This is a genomic window from Cupriavidus lacunae (assembly GCF_003353055.1).
Classification (GTDB): Bacteria; Pseudomonadota; Gammaproteobacteria; order Burkholderiales; family Burkholderiaceae; genus Cupriavidus; species Cupriavidus lacunae.
The window spans coordinates 13,244-34,728 of sequence record NZ_QKWJ01000078.1; the positions used below are offsets into that span (position 1 = coordinate 13,244).

Sequence of the window (21,485 nt, forward strand, 5' to 3'; positions counted from 1 at the left end):
TAAGGCTTGGCGCCTCAGTGAAGCAGCCCGGCTGCAATTGCATGTTTGCGCATCTTCTCCCAGAGGCTCTTCCGGGAAATGCCAAGCGCATGGGCTGTCTCAGAAATGTGCCCTTGGTGCTGTAGCAGTGCAGCGCGGATGAACGCGCTTTCGCACGCAGCCATGTACCCGTCGAGTGGCGTGTCCACATCCATTACCGCCGTGGCCGGGGCCCCGTCCTCTTCGAATATATCGGACGAGAAAAGCATGTTCTGCGGGCAGACAATGCACGCGCGCTCAAGGCGGTTCTGCAACTCGCGAACATTCCCAGGCCAACCATAGGTCGCTAGCCGTGCCTCTGCCGACGGGTGAAATAGCTTTGTCGGTTCGCCGAGCCTGCTGGCGATGTCGCGTACAAAGCGATGGGCGAGCCAGAGAACATCGTCGGGGCGGTCGCGCAGCGCCGGCACGCGCAGCTGCAAAATGTTGATTCGGTAAAACAGGTCCTCGCGGAACTTCCCAACGCTGACCAGCTCGGCGAGGTCCCGATTGGTTGCGCAAACCAGGCGGAAGTTAGTTTCGACCTCTCTCTCGCCACCGACCCTCGTGATGCGGGGTTCTTGCAACGCCCGCAACAACTTCACCTGCATCGACAGCGGCAGGTCACCTATCTCATCAAGGAAGAGCGTCCCGCCTTCGGCCTGTTCGAAGTACCCCTTCCTCTGGCGCCCCGCGCCCGTGAACGCACCCCGCTCGTAGCCAAAGAATTCGGACTCAAGAAGCGTCTCTGGGACGGCGCCACAATTCACGGCAACAAACGGGCTCGCATCGCCCGGCGCGTGTCGATGAATGAATCGCGCCAGCACCTCTTTGCCGACACCCGACTCTCCAGTAATCAGAATTGCTTTCGCACGACCTGCAACGCGCGGCACCATGTTTGCAAGGCGCCGCATCGCTTCGGATACGCCAAGCTCGCTCTGCGCCGGCATTGCCTGGTCTGGAATAGCAGTGCCTGTCAACAGCCGGACCTTCTCCACCAGCGCGCCAATGTCGAATGGCTTCGTGATGTAGTCAGCAGCACCGTTCTTCAGCAAGGCAACCGCCGTTTCGACGGACGCGTAGGCAGTAATAAAGACAAACGGCGGCTGAGATGTACGTGCGGCCATCGAGCGTGCAAACAGGTTCTCTCCCGAGATGTCTGGCAGACGGATATCACTGATGACGGCCTGATACGGGCGAGTCTGCAAGGCACCCAAGGCCGATTCGCCATTGGTGTGCCAGTCCACATCGAACCCCTCCAGGCGGAACCTGTCCGCCAAAGACTCCCCCATGATGGGGTCGTCTTCCACGACACAGATTAGCGTAGTCGACATGATGAACTCCTGCTCTTATTGAGAGGAAAACGGCAGCATCACTACAAAGAACGTTCGGCCAGGCTCACTCTCAACTGCGATGGTGCCACCGAGTTGGGTGGCGATTTGGTAGCTGACCCAAAGACCTAACCCATACGAACGCCGTTCTCCTCCTTCCCAAGCGGAACTGAATGGCTCAAACAAATGTTCCATTGCAACGCCTGCTATGTATTGTCCGGTGTTCGATACCGTTATGTGGAGCTCCGCTGGGTGTGCCGAGACCTGGACGTCGACTCGGCCTCCGTGCTCTACGGCTGTCGCAGCATTCAGCAGCAGATTAAGAACGAGTTGTCGAACTAAATGGGCGGGGAGCGCGATGGCCTCTGCTTGCTGCACTTCCCAGTTGAACACCGCTTGCTTCGCATGAATCTGCGGCGCAATCAACAGTCTCAGGTCCTGCCAGTCTGAAGGATTCATTGCAGGGGAATCCAGCCGAGCCTCAACAAGCAGAGCGGCAACGGTGGACCGAATTTGGCCCAGGCCTCGCTCAAGGAGCCCCAAGGTTCTCTTGGTTTGGGCGTCTGGGGTGCCGTGCGTGTTGAGTGTGTCGATGGCATTGAGCATACCGCCCAGCGGGTTGTTGATTTCATGGGCGATACCTGCAGCGACCCTCCCGACGGCGGCCAGTCTTTCGGAGACAACAACCTCACGCTCCAACGCCTGCTTCTGAGCCAATTCTCCAAGCATGGCCTGGAACTGGTGACCCAACTGGCCTATCTCATCCTTGCCCCGCACAGTCATTTCGGCGCTAACCTTCTCCGCTGGCTCCTTGCCAATCCGTGCCATTGCCGAAGCGAGCCCCAGAAGCGGCTTCGCCATCCGGTCACCCCACAGCCAACCCAACGGTATGAGTAGCAACAACGCTGGAACGGTAGCCACCCCCAGTTTTACCAGCGTTGAGCGAATGCGGCCATAGAGGATATTCGCGTCGTAGACCAACACAACATATCCCAGACGCCCTCCATCATCTGAATTCACTGGCGTGCCTGCAGTCACGTCATGGGTCGCCAGTAGCCCCGGAAAATTGAAGTAGAAGCGGTCGCCGGCGGTACGCAAGTGTGAAAGAACGTCGCCGTATTCGGCAGGTAGTTGGGCGACGTCCGTCTGAATGGGTGCCTTCCGGGGCGCAGTCGATGCATACACGCGCCCTTGAGCGTCGAAGAGCGCGATTTCCTTGAGTGGATTCGTCGAATCCTTGACTGCTACGGGCGTGCGAATAACTTCGAATGCTCGCCAAACATCGTCCTTGACCATTGGGTCACGTACCGACAGCGTAAGCACGCGACAAAGATTCTGTGCGCCATTCTCTAAGTCCTTCCGCGCGTCGGATAGTGCGAGGCTGACGAGAGCGGCGGTCACCAGAAGTTCGGTAAGCAGGATGACCGCGCTCAACGCCAGTGGAATCTTGTAGCGGTAACTGAGATTGGAGAACATCTGTGGGCGCCTACCTTGGCCCAGCGTCCAAAATCCGGACTAGCCCGCGAATGCTGTCGAACACGCTGTCGGCACCTTCCACGAAGCCGTCGAGGTTCAATTGCTGAAGAATGTCGCGCCCTTCCTGTCGTTCCTTCATGCCGACGAGCGCCCCCTGAATGCGACGAAACGTCTCTTCGTCGAGATTCGTGCGGGCCACAATCGGCGGGAAGCCGTACTGCGGGGAACGCCACGCCACCTTTACGTCTCGGGTGCGGTCCGGGTATCGCCTCTCAATGGTGTCGTAGACGTAGCCATCTATCTCGCCGGCATCTGCCAGTCCGGAACTCACCGCATCGACCACCTTCCGGTGCGCATACGTGAAAAAGGCCTTCCTGAAGAATGCGCTTGGCCGTATGCCTGCCCGAATCAACTCGGTGGTAGGAACCAGAAAACCTGAGTTCGACTGCGGGTCGCTGAACGCGAACACACGATTCCGAAGTTGCGTGATATGCGTAGTTTGGGCGTCGCCCTTGGGCACAATCAGGTAGGAGCGATAAAGCGGTTGCCCCTCGTAGTCTGGAATCGCCATCAACCGCATTGTCTGCTGGTGCGTGACGTAGGGGTAACCGCAGACCCATGCGACATCGAGGCGATTCGCAGCCAATAGCTCGTGGATTTCACGGTAGTTATTGCGCTGCACAAACCTCACGTTGGCATCGCAAACGCTTCCGAGTTCTTTGGCCCAACGTGCCAGCAGACTGATTTCGTTATCCAGGAAGACGGCCGTGGTGCCGAACGCAATCGATGGACGTTCGTCGCCTGAGGCGAACCTAAAGGCTGAGAGAAGCGGCAAGCTCACCGCAGAACGGAGAAGCCGCCGTCGACCGATGTTAAGAATTGGTGACATAACGGCTCACTCCCCCTCACGAACCGTTACTGGACGGTAACGGCGCCCAGCGACTCCGCGTCGATATTTCCCTACACACGAGCCTGCCGACCGCCATTGAGCCGGGTGGCACAGGTCTTGCCACGCAATCGATGCTAGCGACTAGGCAAGCAAGATTCAAGCAAGGAGGGAACATGTCCGAACTCAAAATCGACCGCCGGACGTTCTTGAAGCTGGGAGGCACCTCCGTTGCCGCCTCCGCTGCGTGTGCATTTGCGCCGACCGCAGCGGAAGCCGCCACACCGGTCGACACAAGCAAGACCAAGCTCCCATATCCGAGAAAGAGTCTGGCGCAACTCGGGCGGATGGGGCTCAACACCCCAGTCTCCTTCACATATCCGGACGCCGCGTCGCCCTGCATCGCTGTCAAACTCGGCAGCCGGGTCCCAGGCGGTGTCGGTCCGGAGGGTGACATCGTCGCGTATAGCACGATGTGCACCCATATGGGTTGCCCCGTGGCATACGAACCTGCGACAAAGACATTCAAGTGTCCTTGCCACAACAGCATCTTTGATGCGGAAAAGGCTGGACAAATGGTTGTTGGCCAGGCCACCGAAAATCTACCCAGAGTGAGGCTGCTCTACGACGATAAGACGGGAACAGTATCAGCTGTCGGTGTGGAAGGCCTGATATACGGCCGCCAGGCCAACATCCTTTGAGTGCGAGGAGCTGAAAATGGCTACCGAAAAGGACCGCATCGTGCTACCGCCGGTCACGGCCAAGCGGACAAACATGACCTGCCACTTCTGCATCGTCGGATGCGGGTATCACGTTTACAAGTGGCCGGAGGACCAGGAAGGGGGGCGCGCACCGAACCAGAATGCGCTCGGACTTGATTTTCGCAAGCAGCTGCCGCCGCTCGCGATTGTCATGACGCCCGCGATGGAGAATGTCATCACCGAACGTGACGGCTCGCGCCACACCATCATGATTGTCCCGGACAAGAGTTGCGTCGTGAACAGCGGACTCAGCTCGACACGGGGCGGCAAGATGGCAACGTATATGTACGCACCGGACGGGCTCACGAAGGACCGCCTCAAGAATCCGCGCGTCTATCTGAGCGACCAATGGGTCGATACGACCTGGGACCAGGCGTTGGCCCTATACGGCGGCCTGATGAAGAAGGTGCTCGACAAGGATGGCCCGAACGGCATCGCCTTTTCTGCCTTTGACCATGGCGGTGCGGGTGGTGGATTCGAGAACACGTGGGGGTCGGGCAAGCTGATGTTCACGGCGCTGCAGACTCCGATGGTCCGCATCCACAACAGGCCGGCGTACAACTCCGAATGCCATGCCACGCGTGAGATGGGCATTGGAGAACTGAACAACTCATACGAGGACGCCGAACTCGCCGACGTCATCTGGTCCATTGGCGCCAACTCGTACGAAACGCAAACGAACTACTTCCTGAACCATTGGGTGCCAAATCTCAATGGAACGACGGCTGACAAGAAGAGGAAGTGGTTCCCTGGAGAAGCGACGCCGAAGACAAAGGTCGTGTTCGTCGACCCGAGACGCACTCCGACCATCGCAGTTGCCGAAAAGGTGGCGGGGAAGGATAACGTGCTGCACCTGGACATTCAGCCGGGGACAGATATTGCGCTGTTCAATGGCCTTTTCACGTACGTCGTCCAGCAGGGGTGGATTGACCGCGAGTTCATTGCTGCACACACGAGCGGGTTCGATGCGGCGGTACAGGCCAACAAGCTGTCCCTTGAAGATTGCAGCAAAATCACCGGCGTGCCTGTTGAGAAGATTCGGACGGCGGCCGAATGGTCCTACAAGCCAAAGGCTTCGGGCCAGATGCCGAGGACAATGCATACCTATGAAAAGGGCATCATCTGGGGCAACGACAACTATCTGATTCAGTCCTCCCTCGTGGACCTTGCGCTCGCGACGCACAATGTCGGACGGCGAGGTACCGGCTGCGTTCGTATGGGCGGTCACCAGGAAGGCTACACCCGGCCTCCGTACCCCGGTGACAAGAAGATATACATTGACCAGGAACTCATCCAAGGCAAGGGCCGGATGATGACGTGGTGGGCTTGTAATAACTTCCAGACCAGCAACAACGCTCAGCAGTTGCGCGAAGTTGTTCTGCGCAGGTCGCAAATCGTCAAGGACGCGATGCAGCGCGCCCGTGGCGTGACCACCGAGCAGATGGTCGACGTTATTTATGATGCGACTAGCAAGGGCGGGCTGTTTGTAGCGAGCATCAACCTCTACCCTACCAAGCTCGAAGAGGCTGCACATCTGCTGTTGCCAGCGGCACATCCGGGCGAGATGAATCTGACTTCCATGAATGGCGAACGGCGCATGCGGCTTTCCGAACGGTTCATGGACCCGCCTGGAACGGCTCTGCCAGACTGCCTTATCGCGGCTCGCATCGCTAACACGCTGCGCGACATGTACCGCAAGGATGGCAACGCGAAGATGGCCGCCCGGTTTGAAGGCTTTGACTGGAAGACTGAGGAGGATGCATTCAACGATGGCTTCCGCAAAGCTGGACAGCCGGGCGCTGGGAAGATTGACAGCCAGGGCGGCGATACGGGCAATCTGGTGACTTATGAGCGGTTGCGTGTGATGGCCAACAACGGTGTGCAGCTGCCGGCGAAGGCGTGGGAAGGAGGAAAGCTGGTCGGCACAGAGATGATGTATATGGATGGTAAGTTCGACACGCCGGACGGCAAGGCACAGTTCAAGCCGTCGCCATGGCCAGGTCTACCGAAGCTCATAGCCGACCAGAAGGCGAAGTACCGGTTCTGGATTAACAATGGCCGCACGAACGAAGTGTGGCAAACGGTCTATCACGACCAGTACAACGATTTCGTCCGCACGCGGGACCCGATGGCTTATATCGAAATGAACCCTGAAGATGCTCAGCAACTCGGCATTGCTGCGGGAGACATCGTCGAGGTCTTCAACGACTTCGGGTCTACCTATGCCATGGCTTATCCGGCTGCCGAAATCAAGCATGACCAGACGTTCATGGTGTTTGGCCATGTCAATGGCATCCAGGATAACGTCACGACGACATGGACGGACCGCAACATCGTTCCTTACTACAAAGGCACGTGGGCGAACGTTCGACGCGTTGGGTCGATGGACGACTACAAGAAAACGGTGAGCTTCAAGAGCCGCCGCTACACATAGGTGGCAGAGGGCCGGCGCGTTGCCGGCCCCTTCCCATTTCTGTCTGCAGCTGAACACGAGCTGGATAGGTGGCGCGATGAAATCATTCACCCTGGGGCGCGTGATTCCTCTGGTGGATGTCACTGCCTTCCACCCTACAGAGAACCACTTCCGCACCGCAGATGTCACCGCTGTTGCATTGCCGGTTCAGGACACGCGGCTTCGGCCGTTGCGAGACTTACGCATTTCGGTAACAGACCGCTGTAACTTCCGCTGCATCTACTGTATGCCGAAGGAGGTTTTCGGCAAGGACTACCCATTCCTGCCCCGAGCTGAGTTGCTCACCTTCGAGGAAATCGAGCGTATTGCACGTGTGTTCGTCGGCCTCGGCGTTGAGAAAATTCGCCTGACTGGCGGGGAGCCATTGTTGCGAAAGGACCTGGAATACCTAGTCGAGTTGTTGGCGAAACTGAGAACGCCCGGCGGCGACGACATCGACCTATCGCTGACAACGAACGGCTCACTGCTTAGCCGCAAGGCGCAGTCACTTCGGGACGCGGGGCTGAAGCGCGTCACAGTGAGTCTCGACTCAGTCGACGAGGCCGTGTTTCAACAGATGAACGGCGTTGGCTTTTCCGCTGCAAGTGTTCTTGAAGGGATTGGCTCGGCGCTGCGCGTAGGCTTCGCGCCGGTCAAGGTCAATATGGTCGTCAAGCGCGGCGTGAATGACACGCAGATTCTTCCCATGGCGCGGCACTTCCGGGGGACGGGCATCGAAGTTCGGTTCATTGAATTCATGGACGTCGGCACGAGTAATGGCTGGAACCTGGAGTCGGTTGTCCCTTCGTCCGAGGTTATACGGACTATCGAATCAACGTTCCCACTCGTCCCGGCCGGGCGCGACAGGCCATCGGACACCTCAGTTCGATTCCGTTACGCAGATGGCCAGGGAGAAATTGGCGTTATCTCGAGCGTCTCACGGCCGTTCTGCGGCAATTGCACACGGCTGAGGCTGTCCGCAAACGGCCAGCTCTTCACTTGCCTGTTTGCCTCTCATGGCGAGGACATCCGAGCGCCATTGCGCAGCGGAGACTCTGACGACGCGTTGCGCCGACGAGTGGCCGACCTTTGGCTGCATCGAACTGACCGCTATTCGGAGCAGCGCGCTGAAAACACAATCGCACCCAACCAGCCCAAAGTCGAGATGTCGTTCATCGGCGGTTGATGGTCGACTATCTGCCAGTGCCTGTTTTCCGGCGTGGCACTTTTCTCCTTGACCTTCCCACTGTGGCAACGTCCACAATGCCTGCATTAGGTCAGGTGCCCTGCGCAAGGGGATATGGACCATCAGCGGTGGGAGACGGAAGATGGGTACCTTAAAGCACTCTCTGAGTGACGACGTGCTGGCGGTATTCAAGAGGGCCTGCCGGGAAAACGACTTCGAACTGGCCAACCACCTGCTGTCCGCGCTTGAAATCGTGGCGAGTAAGCAGACCGACAGACATCGACTAGTACGACACCCATTAAATAGCTTTAATAATTACGAGTACCACCGTCTCGTTGGAACCCGGAAGCCGTCGCCGCCCCCAATCACGTGCAAACGACAGCGACGGGTGGGGAGTGTGAGTTCGCTGATATGGGACGCCGCCGTCCGGCTGCTCGACACTGCCACCGTCAAGAATCCGCCACATTGCTGACGCAGAACCCGGCCCGAGCCAATGTTGGCAAAGGCCGATCGCCCGCCGGCCAACGTGTCAAAACGAATGGCCGTTGCGCACCAGATAACTGCCATCGAAGCGTCAGTGGGGCGAGTGGCAGTTTTGGGTCGGTCGGGAAGAGCCGGCCGGCGCCTTCCACTCAGTCGGCGGATGCCGAACCAGCCGCCAGTTCTGCCGTGCGGTAGCGGATAGCTGGACGTTCGTCGGAAAGCGGTCGCGAAGCGAGGCAGGCCGTTCGCCGGCGACACCTCTCGTGCACTATAACTAACAGACACAGGTGGGGGCGTGCCCTCCGGGCTCGGAATGCTACCAATCGCCCTGTCCGGCGTGCTGCTGTCGGCATGGCTGGATATCACCAGCCTACCGAGGGAGGGCGACATGTCCGAGACAAGCAAAGTAGTCCTGGTCACGGGGGCTACCGGCGGCATCGGGAGCGCCGTCTGCGCACGGCTGGCGCACGCAGGTTATTCGCTGATTCTCGCCGCGCGCGACATTGGCAAGCTGCAAGGCGCCTGCGCGAATCTCCGGAGGCTTGGCGGCCAGTCATTTCACTGGATCTCCGTCGATATGTCCAGCGATGCCTCTGTCGCGTCGTTTTCCCATGAGCTTGCGGCGGAAGGAAGCGTCCTCGACGGCGTCGTACTGATGCCACCCCAGATGCGGCCCACCGGCGAATGCCAGCCTCCAGCGGACACGTGGCGCCAGTTATTCCAGAGCAACTTTATCGGCCCCCTTGAACTCCTTAAGAGCGCGATCTCCACGATGCAGCCCGAACCCTCCCAAGGACGCCGGGCGAAAATTGTCATCATTTCCGCCATCACCTCAGTGCAAGCCCTTGGAAACTACGCCACCAGCAACGTCCTGCGTTGTGCATGGCTGGCTCAGGCCAAGACGCTTGCTTTCGCGATGGGCGAGAGAGGGATTCACGTCAATACCCTCTCTCTCGGAGGCACGCTGACCCCAGACTATGTGGCATCGATCGGCCAGCGTGCCACCAAGGTTGGCATGACCTTCGATGAGCGGTTAGCCGAGGAAACTTCGAACATTCCCTTGCGGAAGTATGGAAGCCCGGAAGAGGTGGCTCTGGCGGTCGAAGTCTTGTTATCCCCTTTCTCCGACCACATGACTGGCGTGAACCTGCTGCATGATGGCGGGTTTACAAGAACCTATTGAGCGCTCACGAGCGAAGCAACGTCCCTTCCCGGGCCATAAAGCGTCGTTCGGCACCTGCCTTGCCGAGACGTTGGATCGTCCGGTCTCCTCACAAAACCGCCGCTCCGAGGCCGCATCGTGACCGCGCTGTTGGCTCGACAGCATGCTGAACCGAAGCCACCACGCTTCCCTCCCCCACGCCGCCTTAGGAGGCCCGCAGACTGTTCAACGACAGCAGCGTTTCCAAAGCCTTGCTGACGACGCTAGCCCCCGTTATCGTGTCTTATCGCCACGTCCCAGCGATGCCAGGGCCTCACGTGCAGTCCGGCCCGGCGCGCTGCGGCTAACCGTGACTCGCCAGAGATGGCAAAAGCGCAACGGCGGTAGCCGGCCATCAGCGGGCGTTGGTTAGATCTTTCGCGCGGCCATTCGAGCGGCGGCTCCGCCCAGCCAACGGACATATGCGTCGCTCCCTCCTGCGCTTCGTCGGCCTGCGGTACTTCAGGCTGTGTATGGGGGGGGGTAAATGGTCTCTTACGTTCTGGCCCTGCCTGGCATCCCGCATGCTCCAGCAGCCCTGAAATCTTTACTGGATACGGCAGTGCTCCCTTCCGCGAGTGCTTTGTCCGACCCTCGTTCCGAAGTGCCTGCGCGCGGTGCCGCAGGCCATCGCGCAAAACACTAAACTTCGATGCACCGGCTGAACGATTCCATCAAGCCGTTGCATCGACCGGTTGATGAATCCGAAGTCGGTCAGAGACGGTCGCAGTTCCCCTGCGGCCGTCCGTCTGAGTGTTTGTCTTTTTTGGATCGTCAGGAAAATGTGTGGGTGCCCGGAGGCTCCGGAAGGTTCCCAAGTGCATGATATAGCGCGATTTCCGTGGCTCTGAAGGTCCGGAAGCCGTACACTTTTCTCATGGTGACTTTGGCCTTATTGTTCAGACCCTCGACGACGCCGCTGGAGAACTGCTTGCGCGCACGGAAGTAGTTGAGGATCAGTTCACGGTGGACACGCACGGTGCGGGCGAACTTCTTCATCGGCTCGATGCGCGAGCGCATCACTTGGGTACACCACTGGTCGAGGAATTTGCCGGCCCACTCGGGCGAGATGTAATCCCAGAGTTGCTGGAACTCTTCCTTGAGCAACCAGGCCCGCACGGTCCGCAAGTTGTATTGCAGCAGATCGCGCAGACGCACCCGCTGTTTGTCGGTCAGATTTTCCTGCCGCTTGAGCAGGCACCAGCGGGACTTCTTGAGCACTGGCTCGTATCCGTCGCGGCTCATGCGGCGACTTTCCTCGGCGCGAACCTCATCGATCGCCTTGTTCATCTTGGCAACGATGTGGAAGCGATCCAGGATGTTCAGTGCGTTGGGGCAATGCAGCGCGATCATCTCGAGATAGGGCTTCCACATGTCAGAGCAGACGAACTCGACCTTCTCACAAAGCTGTTTTCCGATCATGGCGAAGAACTTCGCGAAGCTTTCTTTCGTGCGCTCCTGCCCGACCCAGAGCAAGCGCGTGCAGCCGGCCTCGATCTGGTAGACCAGTGTGAGGTACTTGTGTCCACGACCATACTGAATCTCATCGACGCCAAAGGCGCGGATCGTACCGAGTTCGCGATGGGCCAGCCCCCAGTCGACCACCCACTCCACTGCGTTGAAGACTTTCTCCCAACTGGTGCGGAAGCTTTGTGCCGTCTCCTTCCACGACAGCTTGCGTGCCCACTGCGCCAGGAACAGCATGTACGCTCGGGTGAGCGTGTGCTTGCCACTGGCCCACGGCAGGGCTTCGACCTTGACGCCACAGTCACGACAATCGACGCGCCGCATGGTGTAAAGCAGGAACACTGCAAAACCCCAGACTGGAATAAACTCGAACCTGCGCTGCGCAAGCGTGTCGTAACCCCGCGCAGGCTGGCTACAGCATGAGCAGATCGCCTTGGAACCCTTGCGCGGTCGTACCTCGATCTCGATGGACTGGGTTGCTTCGCACAGCCGCGCACCTTCATAGACAAAACCGGGAAAATGGTGGCAGGCGTTGAGCAAGCGAGTCAGCAACATGGTTAGCGCGGCCCCAAGCGGCAAGGGCAAAAAAGTCGCTATTGTCGCCCCGGACCAGGATGCGTTGGCGCGTTACGTGCCGGACCTGCAGAACTGGCCCGCATCCTGGCGTTTCGATGACCAGGACCTCCCGCCCGGGCAGGCACTCGTCGAAGTGTTCACGCCTTTCCTGCAACACCTGCTCACACTGGGATATGCGCGCAAAACGTTGAATTATCACCGCGATCACCTCTGGATGCTCGGCGGGCATCTCATTGAGGTCCGCCACGAAGACCCGGACGCGGCCGCCATGGATGCCCGCACGCTCGTTCTCCACCAAATTCACAAGTACGGAGGTCCGTTGATCTCCCGGCACCTCGACGAGCAGGCCCAGAGCGCCTTCGATGCGACCTGCAAGAAGCTCTATCGCTTCCTCTGCTCCTCGTAAATCGCCTCCATCTACCCACAGATTCCCCCCACGAGCCTCTTTTTTATGACCCAATCTGTCAACGCGGTGCTATCTTCTCGAACGCTTCCTGACTTCCTAAAGTTCATTCAGCAGCGCTGCGCGAAGAACTGAAACCTCAAGGAGTTCATCATGACGGTCAAGCATGTGTTGTTCGTATTGACAAACGCGGCCGAGATCGGCCCCAACAAGCGTGCCACGGGCTACTTCTATCCCGAGGTGGCGCACCCCTACAAAGCGCTCGACGCAGCGGGCATTGCGGTGGAGTACGCGTCGCCGCAGGGCGGCAACCCTCCGGCTGACGGCTATGACGACAAGGATCCCGCGCAGCGCGCGTTCAGCGAGAGCCAAGCAGTCCGCCGCATGGCGCACAGCCGCAAACTCTCGGAAGTCGATGTCCTGGACTATGACGCGATCTTCTTCGCCGGCGGACTCGGGCCGATGGTGGACATCGCCATTGATCCCGATGTCAAGCGTGCGGTACTGCGCGCCTGGAATGGCGGCAAGATCGTCGCCGCCGTTTGCCACGGCCCAGTCGCGCTGCTTGGCGTCAACCTTGACGATGGCACGCCGCTCGTTCAGGGGCGCCGCCTGACTTCCTTCTCGGACGCCGAGGAGGAAGGCTACGCCAAGGCCGACGTCCCGTTCATGCTGGAAAGTGCGCTGCGCGCCGCCGGGGCGGAGTACTCGTCGACGGATCCCTGGCAGTCCAAGGTCGTGGTCGACGGCCGCCTGATCACCGGCCAGAATCCCGCGTCGGCCAACGCAGTTGGCGAAGCCATTGTCGCCGCGCTCCGGGGGGTCAAGTGATGAGCGCACCGGACCACATCGTCGTCATTGCCCGCTGGCAGACGGACGAAGCGCGCGTGGCTGAGGTACTCGAACTCGCCACGGCGCTGCGCCAGCAGTCGCTGGCCGAGCCGGGGTGCCTTGGTTACGAGGTGTTCCGCAGCACGGAGAATCCCGGCGCGATTCTCCTGCTCGAGCGCTATCGCGACAACGCGGCGATCGACGCGCATCGCCATTCGGCCCACTACCGGGAACTGGTCGTGGATCGCATCGTTCCGCTGCTTTCGAGCAGACAGGTGGAGTTGCTTCGGGCGTGAGGCCCTGGCCCCGGCGCGTACATATGGCAATCGGTCGCCGACACGCGGCGGGGGCAGGTGCTCAGGGAGCGCTTGCTCCAGCCCCGGAGGCGCCAACCGGTTGCGATCTGCCACCTGCTTGCGCGGGCCGTCGAGGGCATATAGAGGAGTTGATTGGAATGCCGCCAGCCCTTCTCTGGCAGTCGTATGAACTGGACCCAAGCTGCCCTGAAAGCAGGTCAAACGGAGACGCGCTGGCGTTCCGAAGCGCTGCCTAAGTAGACATCGAATACCGTCACGAAATGCTGGATCGCTTGCTCGAGGTCGTCCGCAGGCATTTCAACAGGCATTTCAATGGAGTGAACTGGCTGCCTCGCTTCGCTCGACGTCAGCGCTTCCAGCATCCCTGCGGTCAGCGAATCGTAGCGATGGGCTCTCTGCCGGTCACGTGCGTCCGGCTCCCCGCTCCGTAGCACTTCGATCACTGCGGCGGCGGCGCAGACTGTCCGCAACGCGACGATCACGCCCCGAAGTCGTTCGAGCCGCGCCGATCGCCACCGTCCCTCCAGCAGCATGCGTTCTCTCGCAACTTCAAGGCGTGTGCTGGCCAGCCCGGCCTCGCGTTGCAGCCGATCCACCGTGGCCATGGCGCCTTGATCCCCTCCTTCCATCCGAAGGACGGCGGCCGCGAACGCCATATTGGCCGCGATCGCCGCCGAGATTGCGGCCGTCAGCGCGTTACTTTCCTTTTGCGGCCACAGAAGAAAGCTCGCCACCATACCCACGCAAGCGCCAACAAATTCATTGGTCAGGCGAGCGACAATCAGCCCCTCCGCAGGATGGATGAAGTCCGACATCAGCATGAACATCGGCGTCAGGAAGACGACGAACAGACCGTAGTTCACCAGCCTCAAGGCGACGGTCACGGCGGCAAGCGGCAAAATGGCGATTGCCATTACCACAGGACCAGACAGATTCGTCAGAAGCACAGCAGCGATCATGCCGCCAACGAGCGTGCCGCATGCGCGCTCCAGAACGCGCAACCATGTATTGGCAGAAATCGGTTGGGTCACGACGATTGCAGCAATTGCTCCCCAGTAGGCAAACGTGACGCTTAGCATGGTGCCGATCATGAAAGCGAGCACCGATGCGACCGCCACCCGCAGCGCATGGCCCCAGACCAGCCTGTCGAGCTTGATCGCGCCAGCAACGGCAGGCGGGGGAGTCTCAGGGTCCATTGCGAACGCGTGTTGACGGTCCGCGAGCCGGACGACGGCCCTGGCTGCAAAGGCTACGGCGCTTGCCGTCTGATCCTGCCGATCTGCGGCCTGCCGCAACAGCGGGTCTGCCTGCGCGATCAGCGCGTCTGGCATTGACATTTCGTGCTGCACCCGCTCGGTCACGCCTTGCAGCAACCGATGCAGGCCTTGAAGCAATGGCCGCGATCCATCGTCGATCGCCTTGGCGGCATTGCGTCGGACATGGCCGATGGCGATCAGCGCGGAAAACACTCTGCCCGCGGCATCGATGCCCAGACCGAGATCGGGGCTGTTGCGCGCATCGTGCGCCGCCAATGCCCTCCCGCGCTCGATCGACATGCGCACCCCACGGCGATAAACGGTGTCGAACTGGGTCCAGCCTTGTCTATCCATTCCAGGCCGGCAATCCAGCGACTCCAGAAAGCCCACCATGTCCTCCAGCCTGCCGAAAATTGTTGCGAGCGTGAAGCACGCGGATTGCGGGAACGGGATGGGCCAGAGAAAGATGCAGAACAGCATGGTCCAGGCCGACCCGAGCAAGAAATAGCCAGCGTGTTCAAGTGCTCCGGCGAGCGGCTGGGGCGACGCAATGCCGATCACGACTGCGAGCGAAGCGATCAACCCCGCCTGCGCCGGCATGGGCCCGAGGGAGGGCTTGTAGGACCGCGTCAGTCCACAAAGGAACACCAGGACAAACAGAGTGCCAATGCTGACGGCATAGCCCCAATGTGCACCATAGGACGCCGTCAGCATCACGACACCGCCCATGGCGGTGAAAATGGCCATCGTCTTCAGACGCGCCAACTTCGATCCTTGCGGATCGCAAAGACAGTTCCAGAACGCCGCAACGGCTCCGACAGCGATCTCTGGACGACCGAAAAGCGCCGCCGCACAGAGCATTGGCGCCATCGCAAGCGAAGCGTGTACCCCTTCCGCAATCGCAATGCGTTCGGGCGTGATGGCGAAAACATGACCTTCCACCCGCAGGGTCCGACGGCTGACCAGAGATACGAGCTTGCCTAATAGGGTCATCAGCCGCTGCCACTCTCAGACGCTTGTTTCGGAAGGATGAGGGCCGGGAAATGGCCGCGACTTCATTCTAGGCAATGGCGCGCGAGGTCGGCGATCGGAGATTTTTGACCATTTGCACATGAGCCAACGGTTGCATGTCTTCATTGACTGGGCGACGGGGCGGTTTGCACACACGTTCGATCGGACAACGTAGCCGGGATCGCGAATCCCTTTTCCTGATTGAGGAATCGGCTCATCAGGGGGTGTTCGATGTCTTCATTTTGTAGTCACTAAAAATACTTGACATAGGCGTGTTTTATCCTATTCTGCTGGGTATGCCAGCACGAACCGGAACCGCTCACGTCGTTACGACGACCCGCAAGTACAAGGACCAGGTCTATCGCACCCACCTGTTGCGACGCAGTTACCGCGAGGACGGCGTGGTCAAGAACGAGACGTTGGGCAACCTGTCCCACTTGCCCGAGGCACTGGTCGAGATCATCCGCCGCTCACTCAAGGGCGAGACCTTCGTGCCGCTGGGCGAGGCGTTCGAGGTGACACGCTCGCGCGCTCACGGCCACGTGCAGGCGGTGGCCACGGCCATGCAGCGTCTGGGCTTTGCCTCGCTGATCGCCTCCAAGCCTTCGCGCGAGCGCGACCTGGTACTGGCGATGGTGGCCGCGCGCATCGCGGCGCCGCACACGAAGCTGGCCACCACGCGCTGGTGGCACACCAGCACCCTGGCGGAGGACTTCGGCGTGACCGAGGCCAACGAGAACGACCTGTACGCGGCCATGGACTGCATGGACTGGCTGCTCGCGCGCCAGGATGCGATTCAGAAGAAGCTCGCCGCGCGCCACTTGAGCGCCGGTGGCCTAGTGCTGTATGACCTGAGCTCCAGCTACTTCGAGGGCAGCACCTGCCCGCTGGCCAAGCTTGGCTACAGCCGCGATGGCAAGAAGGGGCTGCTACAGGTCAACTACGGCTTGCTCACCGATGCGCGCGGCTGCCCAGTGGCGGTGTCGGTGCACGAGGGCAACGTGGCCGACAGCCAGACCTTCATGCCCGAGGTGCGGCGCCTGCAAGAGGAATTTGGTCTCTCGCGATTGGTCATGGTGGGTGATCGCGGCATGATCTCCAGCAAGGCCATCGACCAGATGCGTGAGGGCGGTGACCTGGGCTGGATCACCGCGCTCAAGAGCGCCTCGATCCGCCCGCTGCTCGAGCAAGGGCAACTGCAGCTTGGCCTGTTCGACGAGCGCAACCTGCTGGAGCTGAGTTCACCGGACTATCCGGGCGAGCGGCTGGTGGCGTGCCGCAATCCGGAACTGGCCAAGCTGCGTGCCCACAAGCGAGAGGAGTTGCTGGCGGCCACCGAGGCGTGCCTGCAGCCGATCGTTGCCCGCGTGCAGGCGGGCAAGCTTGCCGGGCGCGATCAGATCGGCCTGCGCGTGGGCAAGGTGATCGACAAGTACAAGGTGGCCAAGCACTTTGCGCTGAGTATCGACGACGCGGCTTTCACGTTCAGCCGCAACAGCGAGGGCATCGCCCGCGAGGCGGCGCTCGACGGCCTCTATATCATCCGCACTTCGGTGAGTGCGGCGCAGATGGACTCGGCCGAGTGCGTGCGCAACTACAAGGCGCTGGCCAACGTGGAGCGCGCGTTCCGTTCGCTAAAAACGGTGGACCTGAAGGTGCGGCCAATCCATCACCGCACGGCCGATCGGGTGCGTGCGCATATCCTGCTGTGCATGCTGGCCTACTACGTCGAGTGGCACATGCGCGAGGCTTGGCGCGAACTGATGTTCGCCGACCCGGATCAGGCCGCCAAGGCCACGCGTGATCCGGTGGCGCCTGCGGTGCGCTCTGCGGCAGCGCTGGCCAAGGCGGCGCGCCACACGCTTGAGGACGGCACCCCCGTACACACCTTCTCGAGCCTGATGGCCGAACTCGCCACGATCGTGCGCAACACCTGCCGCGCCCCCAGCGCCGGCGCTGAGGCGCCGACGTTCGAGCTTGTCACCACGGCAAACGCGAAACAGAAGCAGGCGCTGGAATTGCTTCAGCAAATCCGCGTGTAGACAGAAATCGGAACCCGGGAATTACGCCAAGTGCCTGTCGCAAAAGGGGAAACTCGCCCAGGCGGTTGGTGAACTAATGACATGGACTCCCCCTTCCCCTGCGGCATCGGAAGTGCCAGATTGAGAGGCCGGACCAACCTCAATCACGGAGAGGAGGGAGTCATGGACAAGGTTACATGCATCGGACTGGATATCGCCAAAAATGTGTTCCAGGTACATGGGGTGGACGCCCAAGGGAAGATCGTGGTGCGCAGGACGCTGACACGGTCGCGGGTGAGGGAGTTCTTTGCGAAGCTCCCGCCGTGCCTAGTGGGAATCGAAGCCTGCGCGAGTGCCCACTACTGGGCGCGGGAGCTGCGCAAGCTTGGGCACGAGGTGCGCCTGATGGCTGGCCAGTTCGTCGCCGCTTACCGCAAGAGCGGCAAGAACGACGCCAACGACGCCGAGTCGATATGCGAAGCGGTCCGGCGGCCCAGCATGCGCTTTGTCGCCGTCAAGAGCGAGGAGCAGCAGGCGGTGCTGGTGTTACACCGGGCGCGCTCGCTCGCTGTTCAGGCGCGCACCGCACAGGCCAATCAGATCCGCAGCCTGTTGGGCGAATTTGGCATCGTGCTGCCTCAGGGCATTCACAAGTTGCGCGAGCGCCTGCCTGATGTTCTGGAGGACGCCGAGAACGGATTGCCTGGGCTGGCACGCGTCGCCGTATGCGAGCTGATGGAGGAGTTTCATCACCAGGACGAGCGCGTGGCCAGCTATGACCGGCAGATCAACCGGCTGGCCGCGCAAAGCGAGCCAGCCAAGCGACTGATGCAAATCGAGGGCGTCGGGCCCATCACCGCTACCGCGCTGGTGGCCAGCGTCGGCGATCCGAGGCTGTTCGATAGCGGCCGACAGTTTGCTGCTTGGCTGGGCCTGACGCCACGTCAGCACTCATCCGGGGGCAAGGCACGGCTGGGCAGCATCACCAAGCGCGGCGATGTCTACCTGCGTACCTTGCTGGTGCACGGCGCCCGAGCGGTCATGCGCACCATCGAGCGGCGCAGTGACGCCAACAGCGCCTGGGCCCGCGCACTCGAAGCACGCAGCGGTAAGAACGTGGCCGCCGTGGCGCTGGCCGCCAAGCATGCCCGCATCATCTGGGCGATGCTCGCCAAAGTGACACCGGTCACAACCAGCGCCAAGGGCACACTGCGCCGGTCTACAACGAGATGGCGTTTGCTGCCGGTTTGCCCCGGTCCGTGGGGTTCGGGCCAGTCTGCTGGCCCCCCCCGGGGGCCTGCCACCGCTGCGCCATCGATGCTTTGCCCGACTCCAATCGATCTGGTCATGCTCACGCAAGCGGGTCAGCAATTCCCGATGCAGGCGCCCCCAGACGCCGCCGGCCTGCCAGTCACGTAGACGACGCCAACATGTCATGCCACTGCCAAAGCCGAGTTCCTGTGGCAAGTCATCCCACGGGATGTCGGTCTGCAATATAAACAAGATACCGTTGAGCGATGCTCGGTCATCTACTCTGGGGCGGCCGCCTTTTGGGCGAGGGTTCCACGGTCGGCAGCAGCGGCTGCAATGCCTTCCACAATTCGGTGTTGATCTTCTTCCGTGTCATGACACATGGCAACGCTCAACAGCCATATGACGATGACATGATCTTGTTAGCGGCACTTAGCCCGGACTACCGCCCTGCGGTGGAAACGTAGCAGTGCCCTGCTCGACGAATCGACGCCCACCTCGCAGCTCACGGCCGGCTTTCCGCGGCGGCAGCGATGAGACCGCATGGCTTAGCGACTGATAGCTCTGGTGCAGCATCGATTCGATGATTGCCCAGTCCGCGTCCGTCATGTCGCCCGCTTCTGCGTGAGCATCGCGAAGCAGCATCGCTTGCGCGCGCAGCCGCCCGTGTTCGCGCGTGGCATTCGCGGACACCATGTACAGCGACACTGCCGCTTCCGCGCAAGCGTTGGTCAACGCATCGGGCCCATAACGATCGTGCTCCCGATGCACGATCCACCATTCCAGTTCCAGCCTGGTGGTGCGAGCCATGTCGAAGTTGCGGTCCCCCGTGTTGTGGATCAGGGTGAAATAGGTTCTCAGCGCTGACAACGCCTTTTCGTAGTCGCTGCGCTGCTTCCCCTCTTTGAAGGTGAAGGCGGCGGAGGCGCCGTAATAGGCGCCGACGTACGACCTCAGCCACGGAAATCGATACTGCGTGCGCAGGGTCTGCGCCAGTTCAAGGAAGAGCGAGACGGGTCGGCGATCGTAGTACGAGCGCCACATCCTGGTTTCCAGCGTGCCGGTCGCGATCAGATCGAAGCGGCTCAGGTCGCGGTGCCATGGCCAGAAGAGATCGGCGGCGGCATAGCCGATCAGTAACAAAAGCGCGACCAGGATAGTCCGTCTCGAACGTCCTGGCCGGGCAGCAGTCGGATAGCGCCTCAGGCCGCGAAGGGAGGCGTGCCGGGTTGTGTGCATGTCGAGTCGCGTTGCTACGCAACTAGCGCGCCTGGTCTATTTCTTGGCTACGCGCCCGAAGACGGCGGCCAGCTCGGCATCTTCCAGGACCGGCATGATCTCCAGCTCCATCAGATCGCTCCACTGATAGGCGAACTCGGTGAGCTTGGCCGCATCATCGGTTTCGAGCAGATCGAAGCCCGACCCGAGATCGGCGCTGGTCCATCTGCCCAGTAACTGGACGCCCTGCGGCGGTACCCCGCCGGTTCGCAGAAAGCGCTCGATCGCTTCGGCGCGCTGCTCCGTATCCGGAACCCAATGGAAGGTCATCATGAATTTCATGGCGGCATCTCCTGATGGTGGTGTCTCACCTCCTCCTACTTCTATATACGTTCCGGCGCGCCATGCGGATGCGATCGAGCGCGCGCGTCGCCGCGCGTGGTGAAATGGAGGGGTGTGTCCTGTCGGGATGCCCGGAACGGACGCCGTCCGACGCCTGTCACCCGACGCGGACGGCTGGCGGCGCTAGCAGGTGAGGTGCAGGATCGCGTTGGCGCCTTTTGGGTTCGCCTCGAGCGTCTCGATGGCGTCGGCTGTCGGCTGGATGACCAGCTCGACATGGCGCCGTTTTGCCTCGCGCTTCACCTCGTCCATCACCGGCAACGCGCCGGTTCCGGTGCCGACCACGAGCTTGCTGCAGTTCCAGGGGATGTCTTCCTGGATCGCCAGCGGCGTGTGGCCGAACGCTTCGCGGAATGGCTTGGAGGGGCCCTTCCTGCGTTCGCGGACCTTGCCGTGGTCGATGACTACGTCGTGGTCGTATGTGACGCCGTCGATACTGATGGTGCCGAAGGAGAATGATTCAAACCGCATTTGGGGCTCCTTTGCGATTTGGATGCACGGTGGCTGGCCTTCGCGTGCGCCCGCTCTGGTCGGCAGAAGTGCTGGCGAGGTGCTGCGGTCAGGCGGCGCGTTGCGCGGGGTGCTGCAGGCTGCGCTTCAGTTCCTTGCGTTCGGTGAAGGTCGGGTTGGCCTGCCAGCCGACTAGTTAGTCGTGCCAGCTCTCCCACGCGTTCCGTCGAACTCGAAGTCCTCATCCAGCCGCCCGCCGTCGCGCAAATAACGCACAGAGACTGCTGCTGTCGTAGTCGGAGCCAAGTTCCATCGTCAGTGACGGCTGACGGTTTCTGACGTTCGCCGCCACCTTGGCACAGACATTTACTCAGCAGTCGGAAATATAGGCGACAGATGGAGCGTCGAAGAATGAACGGACAAGACGCGGCTTATTCTGGACGTCGGCGAGTTGCTCCTCGATCCGCTCGCGTAGCCTCTCGCCCTTT

General features: G+C 60.9%; 16 protein-coding genes and 3 pseudogenes. 9 read left to right on the forward strand and 10 right to left on the reverse strand.

Annotation, left to right across the window (positions count from 1 at the left end; translation table 11 throughout):
- Positions 1-14: 14 nt before the first annotated feature.
- From DN412_RS34325 to DN412_RS34335, 3 genes are read right to left on the reverse strand one after another with little or no spacing between them, the layout of a single operon-like run.
- Positions 15-1,352: a sigma-54-dependent transcriptional regulator gene (locus tag DN412_RS34325; protein ID WP_115215654.1), complete on the reverse strand. Its 1,338-nt coding sequence runs from the start codon at positions 1,350-1,352 to the stop codon at positions 15-17.
- A gap of 15 nt (positions 1,353-1,367) precedes the next feature.
- A complete protein-coding gene (locus DN412_RS34330; protein WP_115215655.1) occupies positions 1,368-2,825 on the reverse strand; it encodes a sensor histidine kinase in 1,458 nt (485 codons plus the stop codon).
- Between the two features lie 10 nt (positions 2,826-2,835).
- On the reverse strand, positions 2,836-3,714 hold the full coding sequence (locus DN412_RS34335; RefSeq protein WP_115215656.1) for a substrate-binding domain-containing protein: 879 nt from the start codon (positions 3,712-3,714) through the stop codon (positions 2,836-2,838).
- 173 nt (positions 3,715-3,887) lie between these two features.
- On the opposite strand from DN412_RS34335, the gene DN412_RS34340 reads away from it, so the two are divergent.
- The 4 genes from DN412_RS34340 (at position 3,888) to DN412_RS34355 (ending at position 9,776) form a co-directional block, all read left to right on the forward strand.
- On the forward strand, positions 3,888-4,412 hold the full coding sequence (locus tag DN412_RS34340; protein ID WP_115215657.1) for an arsenate reductase (azurin) small subunit: 525 nt from the start codon (positions 3,888-3,890) through the stop codon (positions 4,410-4,412).
- Positions 4,413-4,428: 16 nt separating this feature from the next.
- Positions 4,429-6,906, forward strand: coding sequence for an arsenate reductase (azurin) large subunit (locus DN412_RS34345; RefSeq protein WP_115215658.1), 2,478 nt, complete (start codon positions 4,429-4,431; stop codon positions 6,904-6,906).
- Positions 6,907-6,982: 76 nt separating this feature from the next.
- Entirely contained in the window at positions 6,983-8,110 is a 1,128-nt protein-coding gene (gene moaA / locus DN412_RS34350; RefSeq protein ID WP_115215659.1) for a GTP 3',8-cyclase MoaA, read from the forward strand.
- A gap of 796 nt (positions 8,111-8,906) precedes the next feature.
- On the forward strand, positions 8,907-9,776 hold the full coding sequence (locus tag DN412_RS34355) for an SDR family NAD(P)-dependent oxidoreductase (RefSeq protein WP_244222912.1): 870 nt from the start codon (positions 8,907-8,909) through the stop codon (positions 9,774-9,776).
- 792 nt (positions 9,777-10,568) lie between these two features.
- On the opposite strand, the gene DN412_RS34360 is transcribed toward DN412_RS34355, so the two are convergent.
- Positions 10,569-11,816 (reverse strand): ISL3 family transposase, encoded by a 1,248-nt coding sequence (locus DN412_RS34360; protein ID WP_115215660.1) that lies wholly within the window; start codon positions 11,814-11,816, stop codon positions 10,569-10,571.
- On the opposite strand from DN412_RS34360, the gene DN412_RS34365 reads away from it, so the two are divergent.
- From DN412_RS34365 to DN412_RS34375, 3 genes are all read left to right on the forward strand, one after another.
- Complete coding sequence (locus DN412_RS34365) at positions 11,794-12,243, forward strand: hypothetical protein (protein WP_244222913.1); 450 nt, start codon at positions 11,794-11,796, stop codon at positions 12,241-12,243. The two genes, DN412_RS34360 and DN412_RS34365, sit on opposite strands and share 23 nt — an antisense overlap.
- Before the next feature lie 150 nt (positions 12,244-12,393).
- Positions 12,394-13,071 carry a type 1 glutamine amidotransferase domain-containing protein gene (locus DN412_RS34370; RefSeq protein WP_115215662.1) on the forward strand — a complete coding sequence of 226 codons (678 nt, stop codon included), beginning with the start codon at positions 12,394-12,396 and terminating at the stop codon, positions 13,069-13,071.
- The gene (locus tag DN412_RS34375; protein WP_115215663.1) at positions 13,071-13,367 is read left to right on the forward strand and encodes a putative quinol monooxygenase; all 297 of its coding nucleotides are present in this window, start codon (positions 13,071-13,073) and stop codon (positions 13,365-13,367) included. The genes DN412_RS34370 and DN412_RS34375 overlap by 1 nt, the downstream gene beginning before the upstream one ends.
- A 218-nt stretch (positions 13,368-13,585) precedes the next feature.
- Here DN412_RS34375 and DN412_RS34380 read toward each other — a convergent pair whose 3' ends face one another.
- Positions 13,586-15,637 carry an FUSC family protein gene (locus tag DN412_RS34380; RefSeq protein WP_115215664.1) on the reverse strand — a complete coding sequence of 684 codons (2,052 nt, stop codon included), beginning with the start codon at positions 15,635-15,637 and terminating at the stop codon, positions 13,586-13,588.
- Positions 15,638-15,951: 314 nt separating this feature from the next.
- Here DN412_RS34380 and DN412_RS34385 point away from each other — a divergent pair, with 314 nt between their 5' ends.
- Together DN412_RS34385 and DN412_RS34390 are read left to right on the forward strand one after the other, a co-directional pair.
- Positions 15,952-17,697 (forward strand): IS1634 family transposase, encoded by a 1,746-nt coding sequence (locus DN412_RS34385; protein WP_115215665.1) that lies wholly within the window; start codon positions 15,952-15,954, stop codon positions 17,695-17,697.
- A gap of 162 nt (positions 17,698-17,859) precedes the next feature.
- A pseudogene (locus DN412_RS34390) lies at positions 17,860-18,849 on the forward strand (IS110 family RNA-guided transposase); the annotation flags it as partial.
- Positions 18,850-18,857: 8 nt separating this feature from the next.
- Here DN412_RS34390 and DN412_RS34395 read toward each other — a convergent pair.
- The 5 genes and pseudogenes from DN412_RS34395 to DN412_RS44185 form a co-directional block, all read right to left on the reverse strand.
- Positions 18,858-19,303, reverse strand: a pseudogene (locus tag DN412_RS34395) (IS5 family transposase); the annotation flags it as partial.
- Positions 19,304-19,359: 56 nt separating this feature from the next.
- Positions 19,360-20,070 (reverse strand): hypothetical protein, encoded by a 711-nt coding sequence (locus DN412_RS34400; RefSeq protein WP_244222914.1) that lies wholly within the window; start codon positions 20,068-20,070, stop codon positions 19,360-19,362.
- Positions 20,071-20,202: 132 nt separating this feature from the next.
- On the reverse strand, positions 20,203-20,487 hold the full coding sequence (locus DN412_RS34405) for a DUF3303 domain-containing protein (RefSeq protein ID WP_115215667.1): 285 nt from the start codon (positions 20,485-20,487) through the stop codon (positions 20,203-20,205).
- Positions 20,488-20,670: 183 nt separating this feature from the next.
- Complete coding sequence (locus tag DN412_RS34410) at positions 20,671-21,018, reverse strand: MTH938/NDUFAF3 family protein (RefSeq protein WP_115215668.1); 348 nt, start codon at positions 21,016-21,018, stop codon at positions 20,671-20,673.
- 349 nt (positions 21,019-21,367) lie between these two features.
- Positions 21,368-21,485, reverse strand: a pseudogene (locus tag DN412_RS44185) (IS630 family transposase); the annotation flags it as partial.